The sequence below is a fragment of the Spiroplasma taiwanense CT-1 genome (assembly GCF_000439435.1).
Taxonomy (GTDB): domain Bacteria; phylum Bacillota_I; class Bacilli_A; order Mycoplasmatales; family Mycoplasmataceae; genus Spiroplasma_A; species Spiroplasma_A taiwanense.
The window spans coordinates 582,227-603,787 of sequence record NC_021846.1 but is presented as its reverse complement, the minus strand read 5'-3'; the positions used below and the strand labels follow the sequence as shown (position 1 = coordinate 603,787).

Genomic DNA, 21,561 nt, shown 5'->3' with positions numbered 1-21,561 from the left:
ACAATTGAATGAAAAAATCGCATTTTCCATTCCCTACCTTTAAGTTATACACCCTTAAATTTTTAAATATTTTTTATAAAATAGAGTTATAATTAAATCAAGCAAAAACTGAATATTTTATTTATTACAAATTTATAATAATAAAACCCCCACATTTTTTATACAACCATTAAAAAATTATTTATTGTAAAATATTTTATTTTATATATAATTTAAAGGGAAACAATATATATATTTGCTAAAAGAAAGGAAGTATATTTTGATACAAATCTTTTCATGCAAGAAATTTAAGAACACTAATTCTTTTCTTATTTATAATGAAGAGGGTAAAGGAATTTTAATTGACACTTGCTATCTTTCTTATACTGATATCTTAAGTTTTATTTTAGAAAAAAATATTAAGATAACAGATATTTTTATTACACATGGTCATTTTGACCATTTTTATGGTATTAATGAAATTTGTGAAAATCAAAATCACCCTAATGTTTATATTAGTAAAGATGATTTATTATTTTTATTTGATCCAAGAAAAAATACAAGTTTATTATATGAAGAAATTGATTTGTATGCTGCAAAACCAATTAAGAATTTAAAAGTTATTTCAAATGATATAAAAACTCTTATAAATGGTTATAACATTAATATTTATTTAAAAATTGGACATACTAATGGAAGTTTAATATTTGATTTTGAAGAATTAAATTGTTTATTTATTGGAGATTTAATTTATAATGAATTTGATGGACTTAATCTTAGCCAAAACGATAAGATAAAGGAAAAAGAAATTTTAAGAACAATGAAATGATTATTTCAGTCATTTTCAAAAAAATATTCAATATTTCCAGGTCATCATAAATATGGATTTTTAATAAGAAATATTTTAGAAGAAGAAAATATATTAAAAAAATATTATATAAAACTATTAGAAGAAGAAAATAGAAATTATCTTGAAATATAAAAATGATCAATTTTTAATTGATCATTTTTATATCTTCTTTATTTGTTTTTAAAATTTCTGATTTCTTTTTTTCTTTTTTTGATTTTAAAAAGGCAGGTTCAGTGCCCTTAAATATTCTTATTATATTTTCTCTGTGTCTAAAAAGTAACAGAAATAAAGCTAATGTAACAACAATATCAATTGTTATAAAGCTATCATAAAATTTATTGTCTACACTTAAATCATGAAATTTGTTAAATCAAACTGCATAAAAATTATTTTCATATACTTGATAAAAAAAGTCATAACCACTAAAAATAAATTGATTACCTCCTGAAATTTGAGGTACTCATATTAAAGCTGTTGCAATAATAGCACTTGAAAGTGAGGCAATACTTACTTTTCTTGTTGTAAAAAGTAAAATCATAAATAAAATAAAAAATAGTGCAAATATAATAAGATTACTAATAAGTAAAACACCAAAAAAACAACTAACAGCTTTTCCACCTTTAAATTTGTAATATATTGGTCAACAGTGACCAATTAATGCAATTATTCCTGGAATAATAAAGCTTGTTTGATTAAATAAATCAGAGGGAATTAAATTAATTAACATTGCAACAACTGCTGTAAATAAGATTTTTGTTAAATCCAACAACATAATTGCAACACCCCAACTTTTACCAATTATTCTACTTGCATTTGTTGCTCCTGCATTTTTACTTCCAAATTCTCTAACATCTTTGTTAGCTTTAAATTTGACAATTGTAATTGAGAAACTAAAACTTCCTATAAAATAACCAATAATAGAGGCTAAAACAGTACCTAAATACATATTTTTTCTCCCTCTCTTGTTCTTATACAATCATAATCATACTATAAAAATATAGTATTATGCAAATAAATGAGTTAAAATTATTTATAATAATTATTTATGGAGGAAATTTATGAAATTAATTGAACTAGTAGACTTTAGAAAAATAATTTTCAAGTTTTATGAAAAGGATATTAAAAATTTTATTACTTCTCCTGACTTTGAAGTCAGTCAGGAACAAAAAGAAGAATTAGAAGCAATTGCAAAAACAGAAGACAGTAAAACATTACTTGAAGGACTTGATAATTTCTTTAATAAATATCAAGAATCATCTTCAATGGATTTTAATTTAATGCTAACTCTTTTACTACAAAGATATCATTATTTTAATAATGCAGTTATTCAATGAATAGGTTATTGTAATGATATTAAAGAAGATATTTCAATAACAGATTCAGGAATGATATTTATGGATTATATTTCAGAATTTTTTGCAGCTCAAATTGATTATTTTAATAAAGATTATTTAAAATCTATTCAAGATTTTGATGTTGAATCTTGAAATAAAAAATTTGTTGAAGAATTAAAAAGGATTCTTATTGAAATGACTTATAATCCTGATTTTACAAAAAAATTAGAAGCAACTGAAAAAATGGTACATTTTATTCAGGATACAAAAAATATTTATTCAAGTTTAGAGGGTGTAGGAATTGAAGCACATAAATCAGTGTTTCTTTCTCAAACAAACGAATTAAAAATAATTTTTCAATCAATGAATAATTTAATAAATGAGATTTTAAAAGCATTGGTATCTAACTAAAAGAGAGAAAAGGGATTTTAAAATGTTTGAAAAATATAATAATATGAAAAAACCTGATTTAGAAAATAATTTAAAAGAAAAAGAAATTGAATATAAAAATATTTTCAAAAAAGAAAAAGAAGTAAATAAAAAGTTAAAAAAAAATTTATTTTGATGATACTTTATTCCAGGTTTTGGACTATTAATTTATCAAATTCATTTAAATAAAAGAAAAACAAATGATAAAAATTATCATAATTTAGCAAAAGTTAAAGAAAACTTAATATATCTTGAATTAGAAATTCAAATCATTAAGAAAAAAATTGATAATATCTAAAAGAAATTTCTAAAATAATTACTATAATTTAAAAAGTTTTATTATTAAAACTTTTTTTTGTATAAAATAATTGTAACGAGGAAAAAAGAATGAAAACTAAAAAAGTAAGTCATTTTGAAAAAATAAAGACGCCTTTTTATAAAATTGATAATGTAAAAGATATTGCCATAATGGCAATTTCAATTTTTATACAATTGCTTTTTAATATTTTAATTTCTCAAATAAATTTAATTGCTTTGAATCATTATAAAGATGAAGTTTATGCTGGTGCTGTTGCAAAAGCAACTTTAAGTTATAATACTCTACAATTTATCCCAAGTTTAATTGCAACAGGAGCAATTGTTGTTGCTGGAAACTTAATTGGACAAGGAAAAAAAGAAGAAGTTTCAAAAGTTGTTGTTACAGGACTTTTAGTAAATTTTACAATTACAGGTGTAATTTTTATTTCAATAGAAGCTGCTGCAAATGAAATTGGTTATTTAATGGGTGCAAGCAATAATACACAAATTATCTATAATAATGTTATTTTAGAACCAAATGAACTAAAATTTGTTGCAGATTATTATAGATATATGAATATAAAATTAATAATGATGTCTTTACCTCAAGTATTTATTGCAGGACTACAATCAATGAAAAAAAGTACAGTTGTTACAATTGAAATGGGTGTTTGAAACTTATGTAATTTTGGAACAGGAGCTGCAATTGCCCATTTATCTCCAAATGCAGGAAACGATACATGACTAGTGTTACATAGAAGTGCAACAAGCATTGGCCAATATTCTTCTGCTTTTATTCAAGCTATGGGAACAGTTACAAGTGTATTTGTTGCTCGAAAAGTTGGAGAAAATAATAAGCAAGGTGCATATGAAGTTGCAATTAATTGTTGAAAAGCATCAATTTATGCAACTTTAATTGCAAATGTAATAATGATTGCTTTGAGTTGACCTTTATTAGAATTAATGGGACCTAAAAATACTTGATGCCTTGAGGAATATCTTTACTAACAATTTATGCTATTAAAATTTTATTTGATACAGTCAATATGACTTTACTAAGAGCTTTATGAAGTGTTGGTGACTTGTGATATCCAATTTTTGTTTCTTTTATAACAATGGGAATAGGGATGGTTGGTCTACCTATGCTTGTTGTTTATGGTTTTGAATTTCTTGAAGGTTGAGGGTTATTGTTAATTTACTTAACTTTAATTACAGATCCAGTTTCAAGATCAATTACATATGTAATACGATGACTTAATGGAAAATGAACAAAATATGTTCATAAAATTGGTGAACAACAAACTGATAATTTAATTGGGCATTAAATCAGTATTAAATTAAAAAAATGAATGGGGAATTATTGTGAATATAAGAGAATTATTAGTTGATTTATCTAAAAGTAATTCAAAAAGTTCATATAAAAGTATTGCAACAATAATATTGAAAAATTACAATACAGGAATATTTAAAAATCAAATTGAACTTGCAAAAGAGTGCTTTGTAAGTGAAAGTGTACTTACAAAATTTGCAAAAAAATTAGGTTTTAGTGGTTTTAGAGAATTTAATTTTTCTTTAAAAAATGAATATTAAAGATATTATAATTCTAAAAAAAAATTTTAATGAATCTTATAAACTTAATAAAACAATTTTTGATTATTTTCATAGTTTAATTTTGAAAAATAATGATTTTTCACAAAAATTGATAGAAAAAATAATTAAAACAAAAAAAATAATAATTGTTTCTTCTTATCAACTTATTCCTTGTGCAAAATATGCAAATGATATTTTTTCAGAAATTGGTATAGAAGTTTTATTTTCAGAAATTCGAATAATATCAGATAAGATTGTTGCTAATAATATTAAAAATACACCTGTTTTATTGCTACTTGCTGGCCAAGATAATACATTTTTAGTAGAATTTATTAATTTTTTAAATAAAGACTGTAAAAAAGAAAATTTATTTATAATTAGTTCAGAATCTCAATCCAATAAAATAAATTTATTTAATGATAAATTTGTTATTTATAATAATGAAAAATATATTAATTTTAAATATAGAAAAATATGTATTGACTATATACTACTTACTTTACAAAGTATGATTGTCTAATATTTCTCTTTTTGGAAAGTATTAGACTTTTTTGCTTCTTATATAGAATTTTTTTCTACACCTATTATATTAAAACTAGGAGGTAAAAAATGAAAGTAAATGTATATTCACCATTTGATGGTTATGTCAAAAAAATTGAAGAAATAAGTGATTCTGCATTTGCATCCAAATCACTTGGAGATTGTGTATTTATTATTCCAGAAAATAATATAATGACAAGTCCTCTTGATAATGCAAAAATTGAATTAATTGCAGATACAAAACATGCATATTATTTTTCAAATAAATATTTTAACCTATTAGTTCACGTAGGTTTAGACACAGTAAATTTGGAAGGTAAACCTTTTGAATTACTAAAAACACTTGGAGATAAAGTTTCTAAAAAAAGTGAAATAATGAAATTAGATAAAAGTAGTATATCTAGTCATATTTCACTTGAAACATCTATTTTAATAGAAACTTTAAATTTTAAAAAATATAAAATAAATCTAAAAAAAATAAATCAAACAGTAAAACAAGGAGATTTGCTTTTTGAAATTGATTTTGAAAGAAAAGAAGTTAATACAAGTGATCTTGTAAAAATGGATAGAGAAATAAATAAATATGTAGATACAGCTCAAAAAATATTATCTGCAATTGGGGGGAAAGAAAATCAAACAAATTTTTATAATTGCATGACAAGACTTCGTTTTAAAATTAGAAATAAAGATCTTGTTGATGAAACTAAAATTAAAAATATTTCAATTGTTAAAGGAATAAATTGAGCTGGTCAGGAATTGCAAATAATAATTGGGGGAGAAGTATATAAAGTTAGGCAAGAATGTTCAAATATTATTGAAAATAATTTAGATGTTAAAGAAGAAATAAAAAAATTCCATTTAAGAAAAAACTTGCACCAGCTATTACATCAATTTTATTTCCAACTATTCCTTTATTAATTGGAACTGGAATAATTGGGGGATTACAAGCTATTTTAGTGGTTTCGGGTGTTTTAAAAAACCCAGCAAGTCCATCAGAAGTTATGAATCATGATATTGCAAGTGCTTTATTTTATGTAGGATCAAGAGTAGGAATTGAATTAATTGGTGTTGCATTTCTATATAGTACTGTGAAATATTTAAAAGGTGAAACTTCAATGGCACTATTACTTGCCTTATTATTAACAAGTAGATATATATTTGGTGCAGGTTGAGTATTATTCACATTTCTTGGTAATTCTATTTCAATAAAATCTTATGAAAGCACTGTACTTCCAATGATTGCTGCAGGATTTTTAGTTCATTATTTAAATGTATGAATTAAAAAATGAATGCCTTCAGCTATTGATGTTGTTTTTAGAACTGCATTTGTGGTATTTGTTAGTTTTATTATAATAATGTTTACAGTAGGACCATTTTTTAGAATTATTGAACAATTAATTTCACAATTTGTAATATTACTTGAAAAAATCCCTTATGGTTTAGGACTTGGAATATTTGCAATGTTATGACAAACTTTAGTATTAACAGGAACTCATGTTGCTGTTGTTACTGCAATAAGTTTACCAATGACTCAAACTCCAGTTGAACCTTCAGTAATGTATGCAGCACTTCAAATTGCAATTGTGGGACAAATTGGGGCAACAATAGCTGTTGCTATAAGAACAAAAAATAACAAAATAAAACAAGCATGTTTTGATGGTTTACCTGGTTCTATTTTTGGAATTACAGAACCAATAATTTATGGTGTAAATCTTAGAAAATTTTGACCATTTTTGTATGGTAGTTTTGGAGCATTAATTGGGGCAACAGTGGGAGGAATTTTAGATGTTCATCAAGTTTCAAGAACTGGAACTGGTGTAATGTCATATATTGGTTTAGGACTTGATTCTAATCTAATTATGGGTTTAATTGCATCAGCAATCTCAATTACAAGTGCATTTTTAATTACATTTATTTTATATATTGACAGAAAATCTGAAGTCAAAGAATTTAATAAAGTAAGCAATTTATTATTTAAAGTAATAATTTCAAGCAATAATATTGAAAAAAATGATTTTAAAATAATTAATTTAAAAAAAGAATTAGAAAATATAAAAAATAAAATTAAATTAGAAAATAATTATAAGTTATATGAAAAGAATTTAATTTCTCTTTCAAATAAAGAAATTAAATTACAAAGAACGAATGAAATATTTACAACTCATAAGGATAAACTTTATAATAGGGCAATTAAAAATATTGAAACTAATAAAGAAAAATATAATTTACTTGCAACAAATTATAATAATTATCAAAGAGATGAAAAATTTGAAAAAATAAAATTAGAGATTTAACAATTAACTAAACAAGTTGATGAAGTAACTCTTAACTATAAAACATTTAATATGAAAATAATATCAGAAATAGAAACATTATTAGAAAATTCAAAATTAATAATAGATGAAAAACTATTAAAAAATATTTTATTAACTTATCAAAATGCTATTAATAATTTGGAAATTAGTTATGAAGTAATTAAAGAACAGGAAATAGATTATTTTATATTTAAAAAATTTTTTAAAGAAAATAGAAAGATAAAACAAAATGTCAAATAAATTCCCAAAAAATTTTTTATGAGGAGCATCGACAAGTGCTTATCAATTTGAAGGAGGATGGGATAGTGATGGAAAAGGTCCTTTAATTCAAGATGTTAGAAAAAATATACCTAATGGAACAACTGATTTTAAAGTAGATTCAGATCATTATAATAATTGAAAAGAAGATATTGCTTTAATGGCAGAAATGGGTTTTAAATCATATAGATTTTCAATTTCTTGAACAAGAATTTTGCCAAAAGGATTTGGTAAAATAAATAAAGACGGAATTAATTTTTATAATAATATTATTAATGAACTATTAAAATATAATATAATTCCTATTGTTACAATGTATCACTTTGATCTACCAAATGAACTTGAGAAAAATGGAGGTTGATTAAATCGTGAGACAATTGATCATTTTGCAAATTATGCAAAAATTCTATTTGAAAATTTTGGGGATAGAGTAAAATACTGATTAACTATAAATGAACAAAATGTAATGATTATTTTTGGTGAAATAGTTGGTGTTAAATTTGGTGAAGGAAAAGAGAGATTAAAAAATACTTATCAAGTAAATCATCATATGATGTTAGCACAAGCAAAAGCAATGGACATATGCCATCAAACTGTAAAAAATGGAAAAATTGGTTCAGCTCCAAACATTGCTGCAATATATCCCAATACAAATAAACCTGAAGATCAAATCGCAGCTCTAAATATGAAAATATTTAGAAATTGATTTTATTTAGACTGTTATATTTTTGGAATATACAATAAATTTGTTTTAAATTATTTGGAAAAACACAATTCTATGTTCGAAATTTATAAAGAAGATTTAGAAATTTTAAAAAAATCAAAACCTGATTTTATTGCTTTTAATTATTATGCTTCTGGAACTGCTGAAATGTCATATGAAAATGATAATTTTAAAACTCTAACAGATCAACAAAAAGTGAGATCAATCAAAGGAGTATACAGACAAGTATATAATCCAAATTTACAAAAAACTCAATTTGGTTGAGAAATTGACCCAATTGGATTAAAAACAACATTAAGAGAAATTTATGATAGATATAGACTTCCTTTAATCATTACAGAAAATGGAATTGGTGGATATGATGAATTAATTGATGACAAAGTTAATGATGATTATAGAATTGATTATTATCAAAAACATATTGAACAATTAAAATTAGCTATTAATGATGGAGTTGAATTAATTGGATATAATCCATGAAGTGCAATTTATTTAGTTTCAACTCATGAAGGAATTAAAAAAAGATATGGTTTTGTTTTTGTAAATAGAACTGATGATGATCTAAAAGATTTAAAAAGATATAGAAAAAAAAGTTTTTATTGATATCAAAAAGTGATTGAAAATAATGGTCTATAATTTTGAGTGATTAAAAAAACCTTACAAAAGTAAGGTTTTTTTAATCACTAACAGCTTTTGATAATTTAAAAATTCAAAGAATTGTTAAAATAATATCTGGTTCAGTTTTAGATAAAAAACTTAAAACTTGTATAGTTTGATCCAGTTTTTGTTTTTCAGTATTTTTATCAATAAAAATACTGAAAAGGTTATTATATATTTTATTAAAATTATTAAATATTTCATTTATTTTTTTATCTTTAAAGTTTTGTAAAAAATCCATTTCTGTATCTGGAATTTTATTTAGAGTAATTTGTCTAGTTGATTTATTTGTTCTAATACTAAAAGAATTAAATTTCATTTTCTTCAAATGATTTTTAATATGTTTTTTATATTTGTTATAAATTGATTTAATAGTTTTTTTATTTTCAATTAAAAAACTTAGAAAATATAAAATTTTATTTAATTGATTTTCAATTGAATCAATTTCCTCACTATTTTTTTCACTAATATTTATATAAGCATTAATTTCTTTTAATAAATTTTTATTGAAAGTAAAAAAATACTTTTCTTTAAATTCTCTATAAAAATCCTTAAAGTCATCTTTTCTATAAATTCATATTGAGATAAAAGTTGCTAATATTAAACTTATAATTCCTGTAACTAATGAAATTATATCCACTAAAGTAAACTCAAACATTATTCTCTCCTGTAATCAATAAAATTTTATCATTTGCAAAGTATTTTTTTTAAAAAAATAAAACTTCTTTTGTATTACTTAAAGATAAATAAAATTTTTTAATTATGATATATTTATTTTAAAAGGAAAGTGAGATTTTATGATTAAATCAAGGTTAGTTATTATAATTATTAAGTAGTATCTAGTGCTAAATTAAATAATTTAGCACTATTTTATTGAAGGGAGAAAAAATGAAAATGAAAATTTGAATTTTTATTGCAATTCTTACAATAATTTTAAGTGCTGGCTTTTTTTCTGTTTCTACTTATTTTATGGCAAATTTAAGTAAAATAGGAAATTATAATACAAAAGAAATTATAATATTAGTTTCAATAATTATTACAACTTCAATTATTGGATTTTGTTTTTATTTTTTAAATTATTATATAGTTATAAAAGTAAAAACATTATTTAGAGAAAATATAAAAGTTCGTATTACAAATAAAATTTTAAATTTATCTTATAGTGAAATTGAAGAAATAAATTCTGCAATTTTTATTTCTTGATATTCAAACGATCTTGATGTATTAACAAAAGATAGATATGGTGCTATTTTTGAAATATTTAATTTTTCTACATTATTATTAGCAAATTTAATAACAATGTTTATTTTTAGTCCATGATTATCTTTGTTCGGTTTAATTTCAATTTTAATGTTGTTAGTTATTTTAACAATTTCTTCAAAATTACTAAACAAGATAAATATTTCTATATCAACTGGTAACCAAAGTTATAAAAATAATTTAGTTGATGTAATTTCAGGTTATTAAATTTATTATTCTTCAAATAAAATTGATGAATATGAAAAATTAATTTATAAACATTCAAATGAGAAAATGAATGTTGAACAAAAAGATAATAGTCAAAAAAAATATTATTGAATTTTTTACATCATTTTTTAAAACAGCAATAATTATTAGGATGTTTTTAATTGTTGTTTTTTTATATAAATTTAATCTTGTACAAATTGGGGTTTTACTTTCAATAAGTCTAACTGCAATAACTTTTTCGACAAATATTTTTGGTATTTTTGAAAATATTCAAAATTTTAAATCTTCAAAAGATTTATTTTTAAAATTTAAAATGAAAAATAATGAATAAATTAAAGACATTAGTAAATGAAAAATTAAAACTTTAGAATTTAAAAATATTTCTATAAAAAGAAATGACTCATTAATAATTAAAAATTTATCTTTTACTTTTAAAGAAAATAAAAAATATTTAATAACAGGTAAAAGTGGTGTTGGAAAGTCAACATTACTAAATTCTTTTATTGGATTACTTCCAATAAATAATGGAGAAGTTTTTATAAATTCAAAAGAAATTAAAAAAAAGAATTTAATAAATTTAAGATCGGATATTGAATATATATAACAAGAAATATATTTATTTGATGAAATAATTGCATTTAATATTGCATTACCTGAAAAATACGACAAAGATAAAATTGAAAAAATTATTAAAAAAGTGAAATTAGATTATTTAATTGAGAATTCAAATGAAGGTTTAGAAACTCAAATTGGGGGAATTAGTCAAAAAATTAGTGGGGGAGAAAAACAAAGAATTGCTTTAGCAAAAGCTTTATATAGTGATAAAAAATTTTTATTACTTGATGAATCAACTGCAAATTTAGATCCAAATACAAAAAATGAAATTGAAAAATTAATATTAGAAGATAAACAATTAACAGTAATTATGATTTCACATGATTTTACAAGTGAAAACTTAAAATTAATTGATAAACAAATAGAACTTAAAGGAATAAAAGAAAATGAAAACATTATCATTGAAAACTAAATTATTATTTAGTTTAATAATAATTGTTTTATTAATTTCATCCATTGTTGATTTCTTTTCTATTTATCAATTAAAATTTTTATATACTGTTGTTGATGAAACAAATAAAACAAATATTAATTGAACTCAACTTTATATTATTATTGGAATCTGAGTTGGAGCATAAATGGCAAAAGTTATTGCAAAATACTTTCAAGATGTAACACTTTCACTTATTAATTTTGATTTAAGAAAAAGAGTTACAAAGCAATTTATAAATCTTGATTATACTCAAACAATAAAAAAGAAGTTGGTCAAATTGTTAATCACTATAGTATCGATGTTCCAACAATTTCAGGACAAATTTATATAACTTTGTTTAGTTTTATTGGAATAATTGCAAGTGCTATTAGCTATAGTGCTGCATTACTAACAATTAGTTGAGTATTATTTCTAATCTTATTAGCTTTTGCATTAATAATGTATTTAGTTTCAAATATTTTATATAAAAAATTTAATAAAGCTATTTTTGAATATATTCAAAATTATGGAATTTATGTAAATGGGCTAATGTCAACTCTTTTAGGAATAAAAGTATTTTATTTTGGAAATAGAATAAAAAAATTTAAAGAAAAAATAACTTTAACATATCAATTAGATAAAAAAATTATAATAAATTTACAAAAATATATGGAATTGTGGATATTCCTTTAAAAATGTTTGTCGTTTTATTTTCAGCTTCAATATTAGCAGCAGTAGTTTATCTTTATTTAAATGGGGGATTAAGTATTGCAAACGTTATTTTAATGTCTTCTGTTAGTGAAGCCTTTATTTCATTAGTAATATCTTCTGGGATTTATTTTGGACAAATAAAAAATGGGCGATATTTAAATAAATAATTTAATTATACTCAAAAAGAATTTTCTAAATCAAAAAAATTAGAAGTAATAAATGATATTTCATTAAAAAATATTGATATTTCAATTGCAGATAGAAAAATAATTAAAGACTTTAATTATAATTTTTTAAAAAACAAAAAATATTTAATAACAGGTACAAGTGGATCTGGTAAGTCAACTTTATTAAAAGCAATTGTTGGAATTGTAGATATTGAAAATGGTAATTTGATTGCAAATAATATTGAAATAAATCAAAATAATTTTTTAAGTTTTAGAGATAAAATTGATTATATTGATCAAAATATTTACCTATTTAAACAGTCAATTGCCTATAATATGTATAATCAAAAGCAAATACTTATTTTAGATGAATTAACTGCAAATTTGGATTCAATTAAAAAAAATGATATTGAAAAATTAGTTTTATCTCAAAAAGGTAAAACTGCAATTATGGTTTCTCCTAATTTTACAGAAGAAAATTAAAAACTAATTGATAGTATAATTGACTTAAGTTAATTTTATTAGTTTTTTTTAAAAATAATTAAATAAAATTGATTTTTTTTATAAAAAAAATAATATAAAAATGTTGATTAAAGGAGAAAAAGGGTAAAAATAATTATTTTTTTATTAACTTGAATTAACATAAAGTATTTTGTATCAAAATAAAAATCTAATAGTAATTACTAATTTATAAATAATAATTTTTAAAAACTTTTAAGGAGAAAAAAGATGAAAAAAACTATTATCTACTGTCTGTTCTATTGGTTTATTTAGTTCTAGTACTTTAACAATAGTAAGCTGCAATAATTTTCCTGTGAAAATAAAAAAAGATTTGTTTGATAAAAGTAGTGAAAAAATTTTAAAAAATCAAAAATTTTATAATAATTTAAATTTTATAAATAAAAATTTAGAAATTTTGATGCTTAATGATTATAAAGATAATTTTATTAATGAAATGAGTATTTTAACAAAAGAAAAAAATTATAAAATTTTAAATTTTTTATATAAATATAAAAATGATCAAAAAATAATTGATGAAATATTGAATTTGAATTTATTAACTAAAAAAACAATAAATATTTTAATAAATTTAGCAATACCAAAAGAAGTACTTAAAATATTAATTAATAATTTTGATTGAACTAATACAAGATGAACTTATGAAAAAAATGAAATGTAAAAGGTTATAAATATATAACAAGATATCAATGATATGAAGTTATTATTGGTTTATGAAATTTTGAAGCTGAGGAAAAATTAATAAATTCTATTGAAGATTTTTATACACTGGAAGAGCAGGATTAGCAGAAATACTAGAAATATTAAATGGTCTTACACAAATTCCAGTGATTGGAATATCTATTGGCGCAGTGTTAGGACTTTCAATGTTAGAAATTGCAACTGTATTTAACAATGTTTATCATGTTAATGGGTTATATACAAAAATGGAGATTTGTCTTTGTGTTAGAGCAAAAAACTCAGACTTTAGTGAAAATAATTTTTAAGAAAAATATTTTTTTAAAAATAAATTTTAAATTAAATTGAAACTTTATTTTTGATAAATGGTAAAAATATATAATTATTTTTTTAATTACATACATTGTTTCTGATGTTAATACTTTTTATTTATATATTGTATTTGAAGATGGAATAAATAATTTAAAAATTTTTGGTGTATTGTCTAGTTCACTTTTTTTAATTGGAGCAATATTAATTTTTATAACAATCGAACTTAATAATACAAACTATAACAATTTTTTAAAAAAAATAATAATTTATATATATTTATAAATAAATTTTTTATAAATTACTTAATAATTATTTCAGCAACTTTAATATTTATGTTTTTTATTTTTATTATAGGAAAATATGCAGCTGATTATCAATTTAATAAAGATTTTTTAATTTATGAATTGTTTTTTCTATTATTTTTTTAACTACTATATATTGAATATTTGTTTTGCTTGCTTTTTATTTTAAAATTAGAACTAATAAATTGTTCTGGTTTTATATAATTTCATATTCAATTTTTATTTTTTCAATACTATTTAAAATGTTACAACTTATTTTAAATAGTAATATCAATTATTATATTCAAAATACAATAATGTATTTACCGTTTTTAAATATTATTTTTATGAACTACACAAAAGTTGAACCTTTAGTTATTTCAAATTATTGAACTTATAGAATTAATTTTATATATTCATTTATTTTTATTATGCTTGACACAATAATAATAAAAAAAATAAATAAGAAAAATTTTAAATATTAATAATTTAATCAGTATTATTTAGTATGATTTTTAGTAAAAAAGTATTGTAGCATAATAAGTAATCAATTTTGTTAGTTACAAATAATATGGTAAAATATTAAAAAGTGAGTTGGAAATATGAGAGATTATATATTTGATCTAGATGAAAATCTAGAATGGGAAATTCAAAAATATTATGTTACACAAGGAATTTCTAGATGCATTCATTTAAAAATTGCAGTTGATAAAAGAGATAATTCTTATAAATGCACAAAATGTTTTACAAAATTTATAATGAATGAAAAAAGAGTGAAAAAATTTAAATCAAGAATAGTCTTATATTTTGATTTTAAAGATGAAGAAAAAAGATTTATAAGTGAAATTAAAAAAATAAAAAAAGAGGAAAAGGAATAAAAATATGGTTCAATCTTTTTTTTATAATAATATGACTTTAATAATGGTACATCTAAAACCATCAATTGGTTTAATTACAGATTTTGAGAATTGAAATGAGTTTGAAGATAATCAAATTAAAGAGTTAAAAGCAAAAGCAAAAGAGCAAAATTTGCAATCAACTTTATTTGTTCTTGTTAAAGATGAATTGAATTTTGGATTATGAAATCAAGAAAATTTAATAAAAAAAGCAAATGAAGTTGATATTGATTTAATTTTATTTTATTTTATAAACCCAATGTTTAATTTAATGACAGAACAACAATTATTTGATAATATTTCAAATTTTTTGAGTATTGAAAAAATAATGATTGCAGAGGATTTTAAAAGTGAAATAGAACCTAAATTTACAACAAAATTTATTAAAGATAATTGAAAAGAAAACGCTTTAATTGTTGGGAATTTTAAAGAAAAAAAAGAATGTAAAGAACTTATTTCTTTGATTAAAAATAGTGATTTTAATGAGTTTAAGAAAAAAACAAATTTCTATTATCAATTTACAGGTAGAGTATCTATCGGTAAACAACTTGGTAGACAAATTGGTTTTCCAACAATTAACTTAATTACTCCTCAAAAAATATTAGTTGAACCAGGAGTATATGTTTGTGACGTTTATATCGATCACTTAAAAAAACATTTTCTAGGAGCAGGTTGTTATTGAACAAATGAATTAAATCAGCTTGTTTTTGAAACAAATATAATTGATTTTGATCAAGAAATTTATGGATGAAAAGTAGTTATAACTCCTTTTAAAAAATTAAGAGAAAATGTTAAAGTAAATGATCTTGAAGAATTAAAAGAAATGTTAGCATTAGATATTGAAAATACTAAAAAAATAGAAATGTTAAAATTTTAGGTAAATAGGTCAAATAAAATATTTATCGTATATTAGAAAACAAGTTTTTACTTGTTTTTTTATTTTTTGGTAATATTTCATTTAATTTTGATGGTGTTAAAAAGAGATTATATAATCTCTTTTTAGTTTGCTATAATCAAACTAGAAATGAAAGAGCGTGAAAAATATGAAAAAACCTGATTTTTATCTTGGAAGCCATGTTGGAATGAACGGGGTTGGAAAATTTTTAGTTGGAAGTGCACTTGAAGCAATCCAAAACAATGCAAATACTTTAATGTTTTTTACAGGAGCACCACAAAATACTCGAAGAACAGAAACTGAAAAATTAAATATAAAAGAATTTAAAGAATTATTAATTGAAAACGAAATTGATATTACAAAAGTAATTTGTCATGGTCCATATACAATTAACTTAGCAAATACAGTAAAACAAGAAACTTTTGATTTTGGTGTAAGACTATTAAAAGAAGAATTAATTAGACTTGAAGCAATTGGGGTTCACTTACTTGTTTTACACCCAGGAGCTGCTGTTGGGGCATTAAAAGAAGATGCTTTAAAAAGTGTTGCTAAAGGCTTAAATTTAGTATATAAAGAATTGCCAAATTCACCAGTAAAAATAGCATTAGAAACAATGTCTGGAAAAGGGACTGAAGTTTGTATCACTTTTGAAGAAATCAAAACAGTATTGGATCTAGTAGAACAAAAAGAAAAAGTTGGAGTATGCTTTGATACATGTCATATGCATGATGCAGGATATGATGTAAAAAATAACTTTGATAAAGTTGTAGAAGAATTTGACAATATTGTTGGATTGGAAAAATTAATGGCTATTCACTTAAATGATAGTAAAAATTCAATTTCTTCTCATAAAGATAGACATGAAAATATTGGTTATGGATATATTGGTTTTGATGCACTTTGTAAGGTAGTTCACAACCCCTTATTTAAAGAAATTCCAATTTTGCTTGAAACTCCTTGACTTGATGCAAAAACAAGTCCTTATAAGGTTGAAATAGAAATGTTAAAGGAAAAAAAATTTACAAATCCATTTAATGATAAAGAAATAAAGTAACTTTTTTACTTTATTTCTTTAAAAAAAGTGTTATTTTAAAAGTATTATTGAAAAAATACTACTATAATAATGTAAAATAATAGTAAATTAGGTGAAAAAATGAAAAAATTATTAATATTATTATCAAGTTTTACAATTACATTAACTCCAGCAACTCAAATTATAAGTTGTGTTACACCAGTAGATAATACTTTTAAAACTTTATCTGATATAGAAAAATATTGAGATTTTAAAGAATTTAAAACAATTAGTATTTTTGATATTGCTAAATTTGGAGATGATAATAAGGTAACTTTAGATAAAACTAAATTAGAAAATTTATTAAAAAATTTAATTGCTTACAGATTTAAAAATGAAGATAATTTGGTGGAAGAAGATCAATTTAAAAATTTGAAATTTAATTTTTATTATTCAAACGGTAATAATTTAGATGTTGAAAATGATTTAATTAGCTACTTAGGTTCAAAGTTTACAGAATATAATAATGAACAAGCAAATAAAACTATTTATTTTACATATAATAAAACTGAAACTAGTGAAAGTTCAAAATTGCCAATAAATATAACAAACATACCAACATTAAATTCAGAATTTGATTTTAATAATTTTACTTTTACAGATGGTTTTTATCAATTAGATAGTTATTTTTTATCTTCAAAAGTAACATGGGCAAATATCAGCAATGGTACTGAATTAATACAAAATTCAACATCATTAAAATTTATTAAAGGTATTTTAAAAACATTACAATCAAAAAATAGTAATTTATTTTTTGAAAGGAGAGTATCTTGAGAAAATTATTCAATTAAAGGAGAAGTCAAGGCTGGCTATATTCTTTTAAGTCCTGAACAACAATTTATTAATTGAATTATAAGTGCTAATAAGAATACGGAATTTAAGGATTTTTTTAAAAAGTTACAAAATGGTGAAATTGTTGAACTTGCAACTGTTCTTGGTATAACAACAGAAGAAAAAAAGATTCAATTTCAAAAAAAATAGTTCTTTAAAAATTTAATAAAGAAAGGCAATAAATTATGCAAAAATCGATAAATGAACTAAAAAATAGAAGAAAAAAAGCGATTCAAATACTTTATCGCCTTTTTTTATTAGATAATAATATTGATAAAATTAAACAAGAAATATTAGATGGTTTTCAATTAAAATCAATAGATGAAAATCAAAATGAATTTTTATTTAATTTATTAGAACAAATAGACTTATTAATTGAAATTGTTTCAAATTTATTAGAAAATAATTGAAATTGAAATAGAATTCCAAAAATAATTCAAGCAATATTGATAAATGGAGCTTATGAAATAAAAAATAATATTACTTTAAAAGCTATAGTTATTAATGAAAGTATTGAATTAACAAGACAGTATCTTCCAAGTTGAGATACAAATTTTATAAATGGTTTACTAGATAAAATTATTTAATTAGAAAGGTTCGTAATATGAGTTTAAATAATCCATTAGAATTAAAAGAAGAACTTCAGAAATTTAATAATATTGAAAAGTATAAAATAAAAGAAATGATGTTTAAAGAATTTAAAAATTTTATTTATAAAATTAAATTTGAAATTAATGATATTGATAAAAAAAGTTATTTAACAAATGCTTTTTGTGAATATATTTCTTTAAGCTACATTAATAATTTTGAAAATACAATTTTTAGTTTAAAAAATTATAAATTAATAACAAATTATTTAGAAAATTGTTCTAAAAAAATTGAGCAAAAAGTTTTTAAAAATATTGTAATTATTTCTGCAAAACCTATTTTAAAAAATGATCAAGAAGTTAATAAAGCAATTGATTATATTACAAAAGATTTAAAATTAAATGTATTTATAAGAAATTTGGATTGATACAATGCCGATTATTTTTTAAAAGATATAAAATTTTCAAAAAATTTAGAACAATATGTTAAAGAAGTAAAAAGAATCTTTTATAAATATGATGAAGAATTATTTAATAAAGTTACAGAAAATAAATTTAGGGGAATTAAACTTGATTTTAAATCAATTTGATATGATTTTTTTAATAAAAAAATCATATCAAGTTTAGAAAAATTTATTCATACACCAATTAAATACGATGAAGAATATTTAAAAATAAAATTGAAAAAAATAAGTCAAACTTTTAATGAAGAAACTATTTTTATTTTTTTAAATAACTTAGAACAAAAATCTTATTACAAGACCGCAATGTTAAATAATTTAAACATTTTTTATAATATAATTAAAAATGAATGTCCAATCTATATAGTTGGTGAAAATAAATATTTTAACTTATTAAAAGTATTAACATTAAATGAATTTAAAAATATTTCTGATTTTAATTTAAATGTAAATAAAAAAGTTGTTAAAAAACTAATAATTAAAGAAAAGAAAACAGAAATTACAAATACATTAACAAGATATTGATCAGATATTATTTCTGATAATAAAAATAAAGCTCTTATTGATGAATTTAATACAAGTGAAAGAAATGATACACAAGATCTTTTACAAACAGTTACTTTTGGAGAAGCAGAAAAATTTTCTCAATCAAATAAACACGATAAAAATAAAAATATTAGTATTATTGATCATATTACTAAAGAAGAGAAGTTTTATTTTAATAACGATTTAAAAAATATTATAAAAGAATTTAATGGTTTTATAAATTTATTTGATAAAGTTAAAAATGAAATAAGTTTAACTTCTACAAATTTTGATAGTAAAAAATATAAAATCTTTAAAAAGAAAATGAATAATAGAAATATCAGAGAAGTAATGGAATTTTTAGTAAGTAAAAAAGATTTATTAATTATGGATTTAAAAAGTAAAAAAATTTCAAAACAGGATTTAATGAATTTTTATTTTTTATATATTAAAATTAAAAATTGCTTAAATGAAATTGAATTTATTAATTAAAAATTTATAGAAAGGATTTTTTATGTCAAAGGTAATATTTAAAATTAGTGAATTAAATGAAAATATAAAAAACTTTGTTGAAAAAACAAATCAATTTAAAAATATAAATATTAAAGGAGAAGTTTCTAATTTAACTTTTAATAAATCTGGTCATATTTATTTTTCTTTGAAAGATAATGAAGCAAGAATTGATTGTGCAATTTGAAAAAGTAATACTCAATCTTTTATAAATTTATCTGTTAAAGAGGGGACAGAAATAATAGCAAAAGGGGTTTTAACTTTTTATAAACCAAGTGGTAAATTTACTTTCACAATTAGTTCTGTAAAAATTGATGGTATCGGAGAGCTCTCTTTAATATATGAAAAAAGATATAATGAGTTAAAAGATAAAGGTTTATTTGATCAACAAAAGAAAAAAACAATTCCAAATATTCCTAAAAATATTGGAATCATAACCGCTGCATCTGGAGACGCAATTTGAGACGTAGTTACAACAATAAAAAGAAGATTTCCTATTGTAAATATTTTTATTTTTCCTACACTTGTTCAAGGAGAAGAAGCTGCAAAAGATATTTCAAAAAAAATAATTCAAGCTGATAACTTTATTCCTAAATTAGATACATTAATTATTGGAAGAGGGGGAGGAAGTTATGAGGACTTATGAAGTTTTAATGAATTAGAAGTAATTTATGCAATTGAAAAGTGTACTACTCCAGTTATAACAGGTATTGGTCATGAACCAGATACTACATTATCTGATTATGTTGCAGATTTTAGTGCTTCAACTCCAACAGCAGCAGCAGAAAAATCAACTCCAGATTATCAAACTATAATTAATCTCTTAAATTCAAAACTAAATGATTTTGGAAAAAATTTAAAAAATAAACTTGATAAAATTGAAGATCAAGTAAATAATTACTCAAATAAATTAAAAGTCGATTTAAATAATAAAATTAGTTATTTAAAACAAGAATTTAGAAATAGTTCAAATATTTTTAATTCTATTATTAAAAATAAACTTAATTTAATTACTCAAAATTTTACTAATAGTTTAAATAATTGAAAAAGAATAATTTCACATAAATTAGATGTTAATAAAAATATATTGAATTCTTTTAATGATAAAATTGAGTTACAAAACCCATTTTTGCCTTTAAGTAAAGGATATTCGATTTTAAAACAAAATAATACAGTTATTAAAAGTATAAAACAAATAGATAAAACTAAAGACATTGTTGCAATTATTAACGATGGAGAAATAAATTTAACTGTTAAAGGAGAAAAAAAATAATATGAATGAAAAAAACTTCAATCAAATTTTACAAGAAATAAAAATTATTTCTGATAAATTAAACGACTCAAATACTTCAATGGAAGAATCAATTGAATTATTTAAAAAAGGTACAGAACTAATTAATGAAGCAAAAAAACAATTATTATCACTTGAAGGAGAAGTAAAAAAAGTTTTAGATGATAATAAAACTGAAGAGTTTTAATTTTTATTAAAAAATGAATTAAATTTTAAAAATAAATATTACTCCAAATTCTAAAGAAAAAACTTATAATTTATTTTTAAATTCCAAAAAAAATAAGTAAGTAAAAATGAATTTTTTATCTACATTTTATGTGGTTTTTTTTATTTATTCTATTTTTATCAACTATATTGT

General features: G+C 21.0%; 31 protein-coding genes. 28 read left to right on the top strand and 3 right to left on the bottom strand.

Going from position 1 to position 21,561, the window contains the following annotated elements; genetic code table 4:
- The first annotated feature begins 259 nt into the window (after positions 1 to 259).
- Complete coding sequence (locus STAIW_RS05680) at positions 260 to 961, top strand: MBL fold metallo-hydrolase (RefSeq protein ID WP_020834391.1); 702 nt, start codon at positions 260 to 262, stop codon at positions 959 to 961.
- A 13-nt stretch (positions 962 to 974) separates the two neighbouring features.
- Here the strand turns inward: STAIW_RS05680 and plsY are convergent, their stop codons facing one another.
- The gene (gene plsY / locus STAIW_RS03095; RefSeq protein WP_020834390.1) at positions 975 to 1,775 is read right to left on the bottom strand and encodes a glycerol-3-phosphate 1-O-acyltransferase PlsY; all 801 of its coding nucleotides are present in this window, start codon (positions 1,773 to 1,775) and stop codon (positions 975 to 977) included.
- Between the two features lie 112 nt (positions 1,776 to 1,887).
- Between plsY and STAIW_RS03090 the strand changes: the two genes are divergently transcribed.
- The 10 genes from STAIW_RS03090 (at position 1,888) to STAIW_RS03045 (ending at position 8,952) form a co-directional block, all read left to right on the top strand.
- Positions 1,888 to 2,574, top strand: a complete 687-nt coding sequence (locus tag STAIW_RS03090; protein WP_020834389.1) for a hypothetical protein — start codon at positions 1,888 to 1,890, stop codon at positions 2,572 to 2,574.
- 22 nt (positions 2,575 to 2,596) lie between these two features.
- A complete protein-coding gene (locus STAIW_RS03085) occupies positions 2,597 to 2,890 on the top strand; it encodes a hypothetical protein (RefSeq protein WP_020834388.1) in 294 nt (97 codons plus the stop codon).
- A gap of 89 nt (positions 2,891 to 2,979) precedes the next feature.
- The gene (locus tag STAIW_RS03080; RefSeq protein ID WP_020834387.1) at positions 2,980 to 3,897 is read left to right on the top strand and encodes an MATE family efflux transporter; all 918 of its coding nucleotides are present in this window, start codon (positions 2,980 to 2,982) and stop codon (positions 3,895 to 3,897) included.
- Positions 3,870 to 4,214: an MATE family efflux transporter gene (locus STAIW_RS03075; RefSeq protein WP_236608514.1), complete on the top strand. Its 345-nt coding sequence runs from the start codon at positions 3,870 to 3,872 to the stop codon at positions 4,212 to 4,214. Before STAIW_RS03080 ends, STAIW_RS03075 begins: the two co-directional genes overlap by 28 nt.
- A 37-nt stretch (positions 4,215 to 4,251) precedes the next feature.
- The gene (locus tag STAIW_RS03070) at positions 4,252 to 4,479 is read left to right on the top strand and encodes a hypothetical protein (protein ID WP_020834385.1); all 228 of its coding nucleotides are present in this window, start codon (positions 4,252 to 4,254) and stop codon (positions 4,477 to 4,479) included.
- Entirely contained in the window at positions 4,469 to 4,999 is a 531-nt protein-coding gene (locus tag STAIW_RS03065) for a hypothetical protein (protein WP_020834384.1), read from the top strand. The genes STAIW_RS03070 and STAIW_RS03065 overlap by 11 nt, the downstream gene beginning before the upstream one ends.
- An 89-nt stretch (positions 5,000 to 5,088) precedes the next feature.
- Positions 5,089 to 5,937, top strand: coding sequence for a PTS glucose transporter subunit IIA (locus tag STAIW_RS03060; protein ID WP_041618854.1), 849 nt, complete (start codon positions 5,089 to 5,091; stop codon positions 5,935 to 5,937).
- A gap of 38 nt (positions 5,938 to 5,975) precedes the next feature.
- On the top strand, positions 5,976 to 7,313 hold the full coding sequence (locus tag STAIW_RS03055) for a PTS transporter subunit EIIC (protein ID WP_041618853.1): 1,338 nt from the start codon (positions 5,976 to 5,978) through the stop codon (positions 7,311 to 7,313).
- A 51-nt stretch (positions 7,314 to 7,364) separates the two neighbouring features.
- The gene (locus tag STAIW_RS03050; protein ID WP_020834383.1) at positions 7,365 to 7,574 is read left to right on the top strand and encodes a hypothetical protein; all 210 of its coding nucleotides are present in this window, start codon (positions 7,365 to 7,367) and stop codon (positions 7,572 to 7,574) included.
- A complete protein-coding gene (locus STAIW_RS03045; protein WP_020834382.1) occupies positions 7,564 to 8,952 on the top strand; it encodes a glycoside hydrolase family 1 protein in 1,389 nt (462 codons plus the stop codon). The genes STAIW_RS03050 and STAIW_RS03045 overlap by 11 nt, the downstream gene beginning before the upstream one ends.
- A 40-nt stretch (positions 8,953 to 8,992) precedes the next feature.
- Here the strand turns inward: STAIW_RS03045 and STAIW_RS03040 are convergent, their stop codons facing one another.
- Positions 8,993 to 9,631 carry a hypothetical protein gene (locus STAIW_RS03040; RefSeq protein ID WP_020834381.1) on the bottom strand — a complete coding sequence of 213 codons (639 nt, stop codon included), beginning with the start codon at positions 9,629 to 9,631 and terminating at the stop codon, positions 8,993 to 8,995.
- Between the two features lie 230 nt (positions 9,632 to 9,861).
- On the opposite strand from STAIW_RS03040, the gene STAIW_RS03035 reads away from it, so the two are divergent.
- Entirely contained in the window at positions 9,862 to 10,440 is a 579-nt protein-coding gene (locus STAIW_RS03035) for an ABC transporter ATP-binding protein (RefSeq protein ID WP_020834380.1), read from the top strand.
- A 39-nt stretch (positions 10,441 to 10,479) separates the two neighbouring features.
- Here the strand turns inward: STAIW_RS03035 and STAIW_RS06875 are convergent, their stop codons facing one another.
- Positions 10,480 to 11,109: a hypothetical protein gene (locus STAIW_RS06875; RefSeq protein ID WP_041618852.1), complete on the bottom strand. Its 630-nt coding sequence runs from the start codon at positions 11,107 to 11,109 to the stop codon at positions 10,480 to 10,482.
- Positions 11,110 to 11,137: 28 nt separating this feature from the next.
- Between STAIW_RS06875 and STAIW_RS03025 the strand changes: the two genes are divergently transcribed.
- The 16 genes from STAIW_RS03025 to xseB all read left to right on the top strand — a co-directional run bounded on the left by STAIW_RS03025 (position 11,138) and on the right by xseB (position 21,390).
- Positions 11,138 to 11,467, top strand: coding sequence for an ATP-binding cassette domain-containing protein (locus tag STAIW_RS03025; RefSeq protein ID WP_041618851.1), 330 nt, complete (start codon positions 11,138 to 11,140; stop codon positions 11,465 to 11,467).
- Positions 11,442 to 11,633, top strand: a complete 192-nt coding sequence (locus STAIW_RS03020; RefSeq protein ID WP_020834378.1) for a hypothetical protein — start codon at positions 11,442 to 11,444, stop codon at positions 11,631 to 11,633. The genes STAIW_RS03025 and STAIW_RS03020 overlap by 26 nt, the downstream gene beginning before the upstream one ends.
- On the top strand, positions 11,634 to 11,819 hold the full coding sequence (locus STAIW_RS03015; RefSeq protein ID WP_020834377.1) for a hypothetical protein: 186 nt from the start codon (positions 11,634 to 11,636) through the stop codon (positions 11,817 to 11,819). It begins immediately after the preceding gene.
- A 2-nt stretch (positions 11,820 to 11,821) separates the two neighbouring features.
- Positions 11,822 to 12,160 (top strand): hypothetical protein, encoded by a 339-nt coding sequence (locus STAIW_RS03010; protein WP_020834376.1) that lies wholly within the window; start codon positions 11,822 to 11,824, stop codon positions 12,158 to 12,160.
- 2 nt (positions 12,161 to 12,162) lie between these two features.
- Positions 12,163 to 12,345 (top strand): hypothetical protein, encoded by a 183-nt coding sequence (locus tag STAIW_RS03005; RefSeq protein WP_020834375.1) that lies wholly within the window; start codon positions 12,163 to 12,165, stop codon positions 12,343 to 12,345.
- Between the two features lie 39 nt (positions 12,346 to 12,384).
- The gene (locus STAIW_RS05985; RefSeq protein ID WP_084676585.1) at positions 12,385 to 12,828 is read left to right on the top strand and encodes an ATP-binding cassette domain-containing protein; all 444 of its coding nucleotides are present in this window, start codon (positions 12,385 to 12,387) and stop codon (positions 12,826 to 12,828) included.
- 349 nt (positions 12,829 to 13,177) lie between these two features.
- On the top strand, positions 13,178 to 13,525 hold the full coding sequence (locus STAIW_RS02995; RefSeq protein ID WP_148285975.1) for a hypothetical protein: 348 nt from the start codon (positions 13,178 to 13,180) through the stop codon (positions 13,523 to 13,525).
- A gap of 52 nt (positions 13,526 to 13,577) precedes the next feature.
- Complete coding sequence (locus tag STAIW_RS02990) at positions 13,578 to 13,850, top strand: hypothetical protein (RefSeq protein WP_020834372.1); 273 nt, start codon at positions 13,578 to 13,580, stop codon at positions 13,848 to 13,850.
- 887 nt (positions 13,851 to 14,737) lie between these two features.
- A complete protein-coding gene (locus STAIW_RS02980) occupies positions 14,738 to 15,013 on the top strand; it encodes a hypothetical protein (RefSeq protein WP_020834370.1) in 276 nt (91 codons plus the stop codon).
- A gap of 4 nt (positions 15,014 to 15,017) precedes the next feature.
- A complete protein-coding gene (locus STAIW_RS05675; RefSeq protein WP_020834369.1) occupies positions 15,018 to 15,908 on the top strand; it encodes a riboflavin kinase in 891 nt (296 codons plus the stop codon).
- A 166-nt stretch (positions 15,909 to 16,074) separates the two neighbouring features.
- Positions 16,075 to 16,980 (top strand): deoxyribonuclease IV, encoded by a 906-nt coding sequence (locus STAIW_RS02970; protein ID WP_020834368.1) that lies wholly within the window; start codon positions 16,075 to 16,077, stop codon positions 16,978 to 16,980.
- A gap of 99 nt (positions 16,981 to 17,079) precedes the next feature.
- Positions 17,080 to 17,979 (top strand): lipoprotein, encoded by a 900-nt coding sequence (locus STAIW_RS02965; RefSeq protein WP_020834367.1) that lies wholly within the window; start codon positions 17,080 to 17,082, stop codon positions 17,977 to 17,979.
- 35 nt (positions 17,980 to 18,014) lie between these two features.
- Positions 18,015 to 18,416 carry a transcription antitermination factor NusB gene (locus STAIW_RS02960; protein WP_020834366.1) on the top strand — a complete coding sequence of 134 codons (402 nt, stop codon included), beginning with the start codon at positions 18,015 to 18,017 and terminating at the stop codon, positions 18,414 to 18,416.
- A 17-nt stretch (positions 18,417 to 18,433) separates the two neighbouring features.
- Positions 18,434 to 19,894: a hypothetical protein gene (locus tag STAIW_RS02955; protein WP_020834365.1), complete on the top strand. Its 1,461-nt coding sequence runs from the start codon at positions 18,434 to 18,436 to the stop codon at positions 19,892 to 19,894.
- A 22-nt stretch (positions 19,895 to 19,916) separates the two neighbouring features.
- Positions 19,917 to 21,185, top strand: coding sequence for an exodeoxyribonuclease VII large subunit (xseA, locus tag STAIW_RS02950; RefSeq protein ID WP_020834364.1), 1,269 nt, complete (start codon positions 19,917 to 19,919; stop codon positions 21,183 to 21,185).
- Between the two features lies 1 nt (position 21,186).
- Positions 21,187 to 21,390: an exodeoxyribonuclease VII small subunit gene (gene xseB / locus STAIW_RS02945; protein ID WP_020834363.1), complete on the top strand. Its 204-nt coding sequence runs from the start codon at positions 21,187 to 21,189 to the stop codon at positions 21,388 to 21,390.
- Positions 21,391 to 21,561 lie beyond the last annotated feature (171 nt).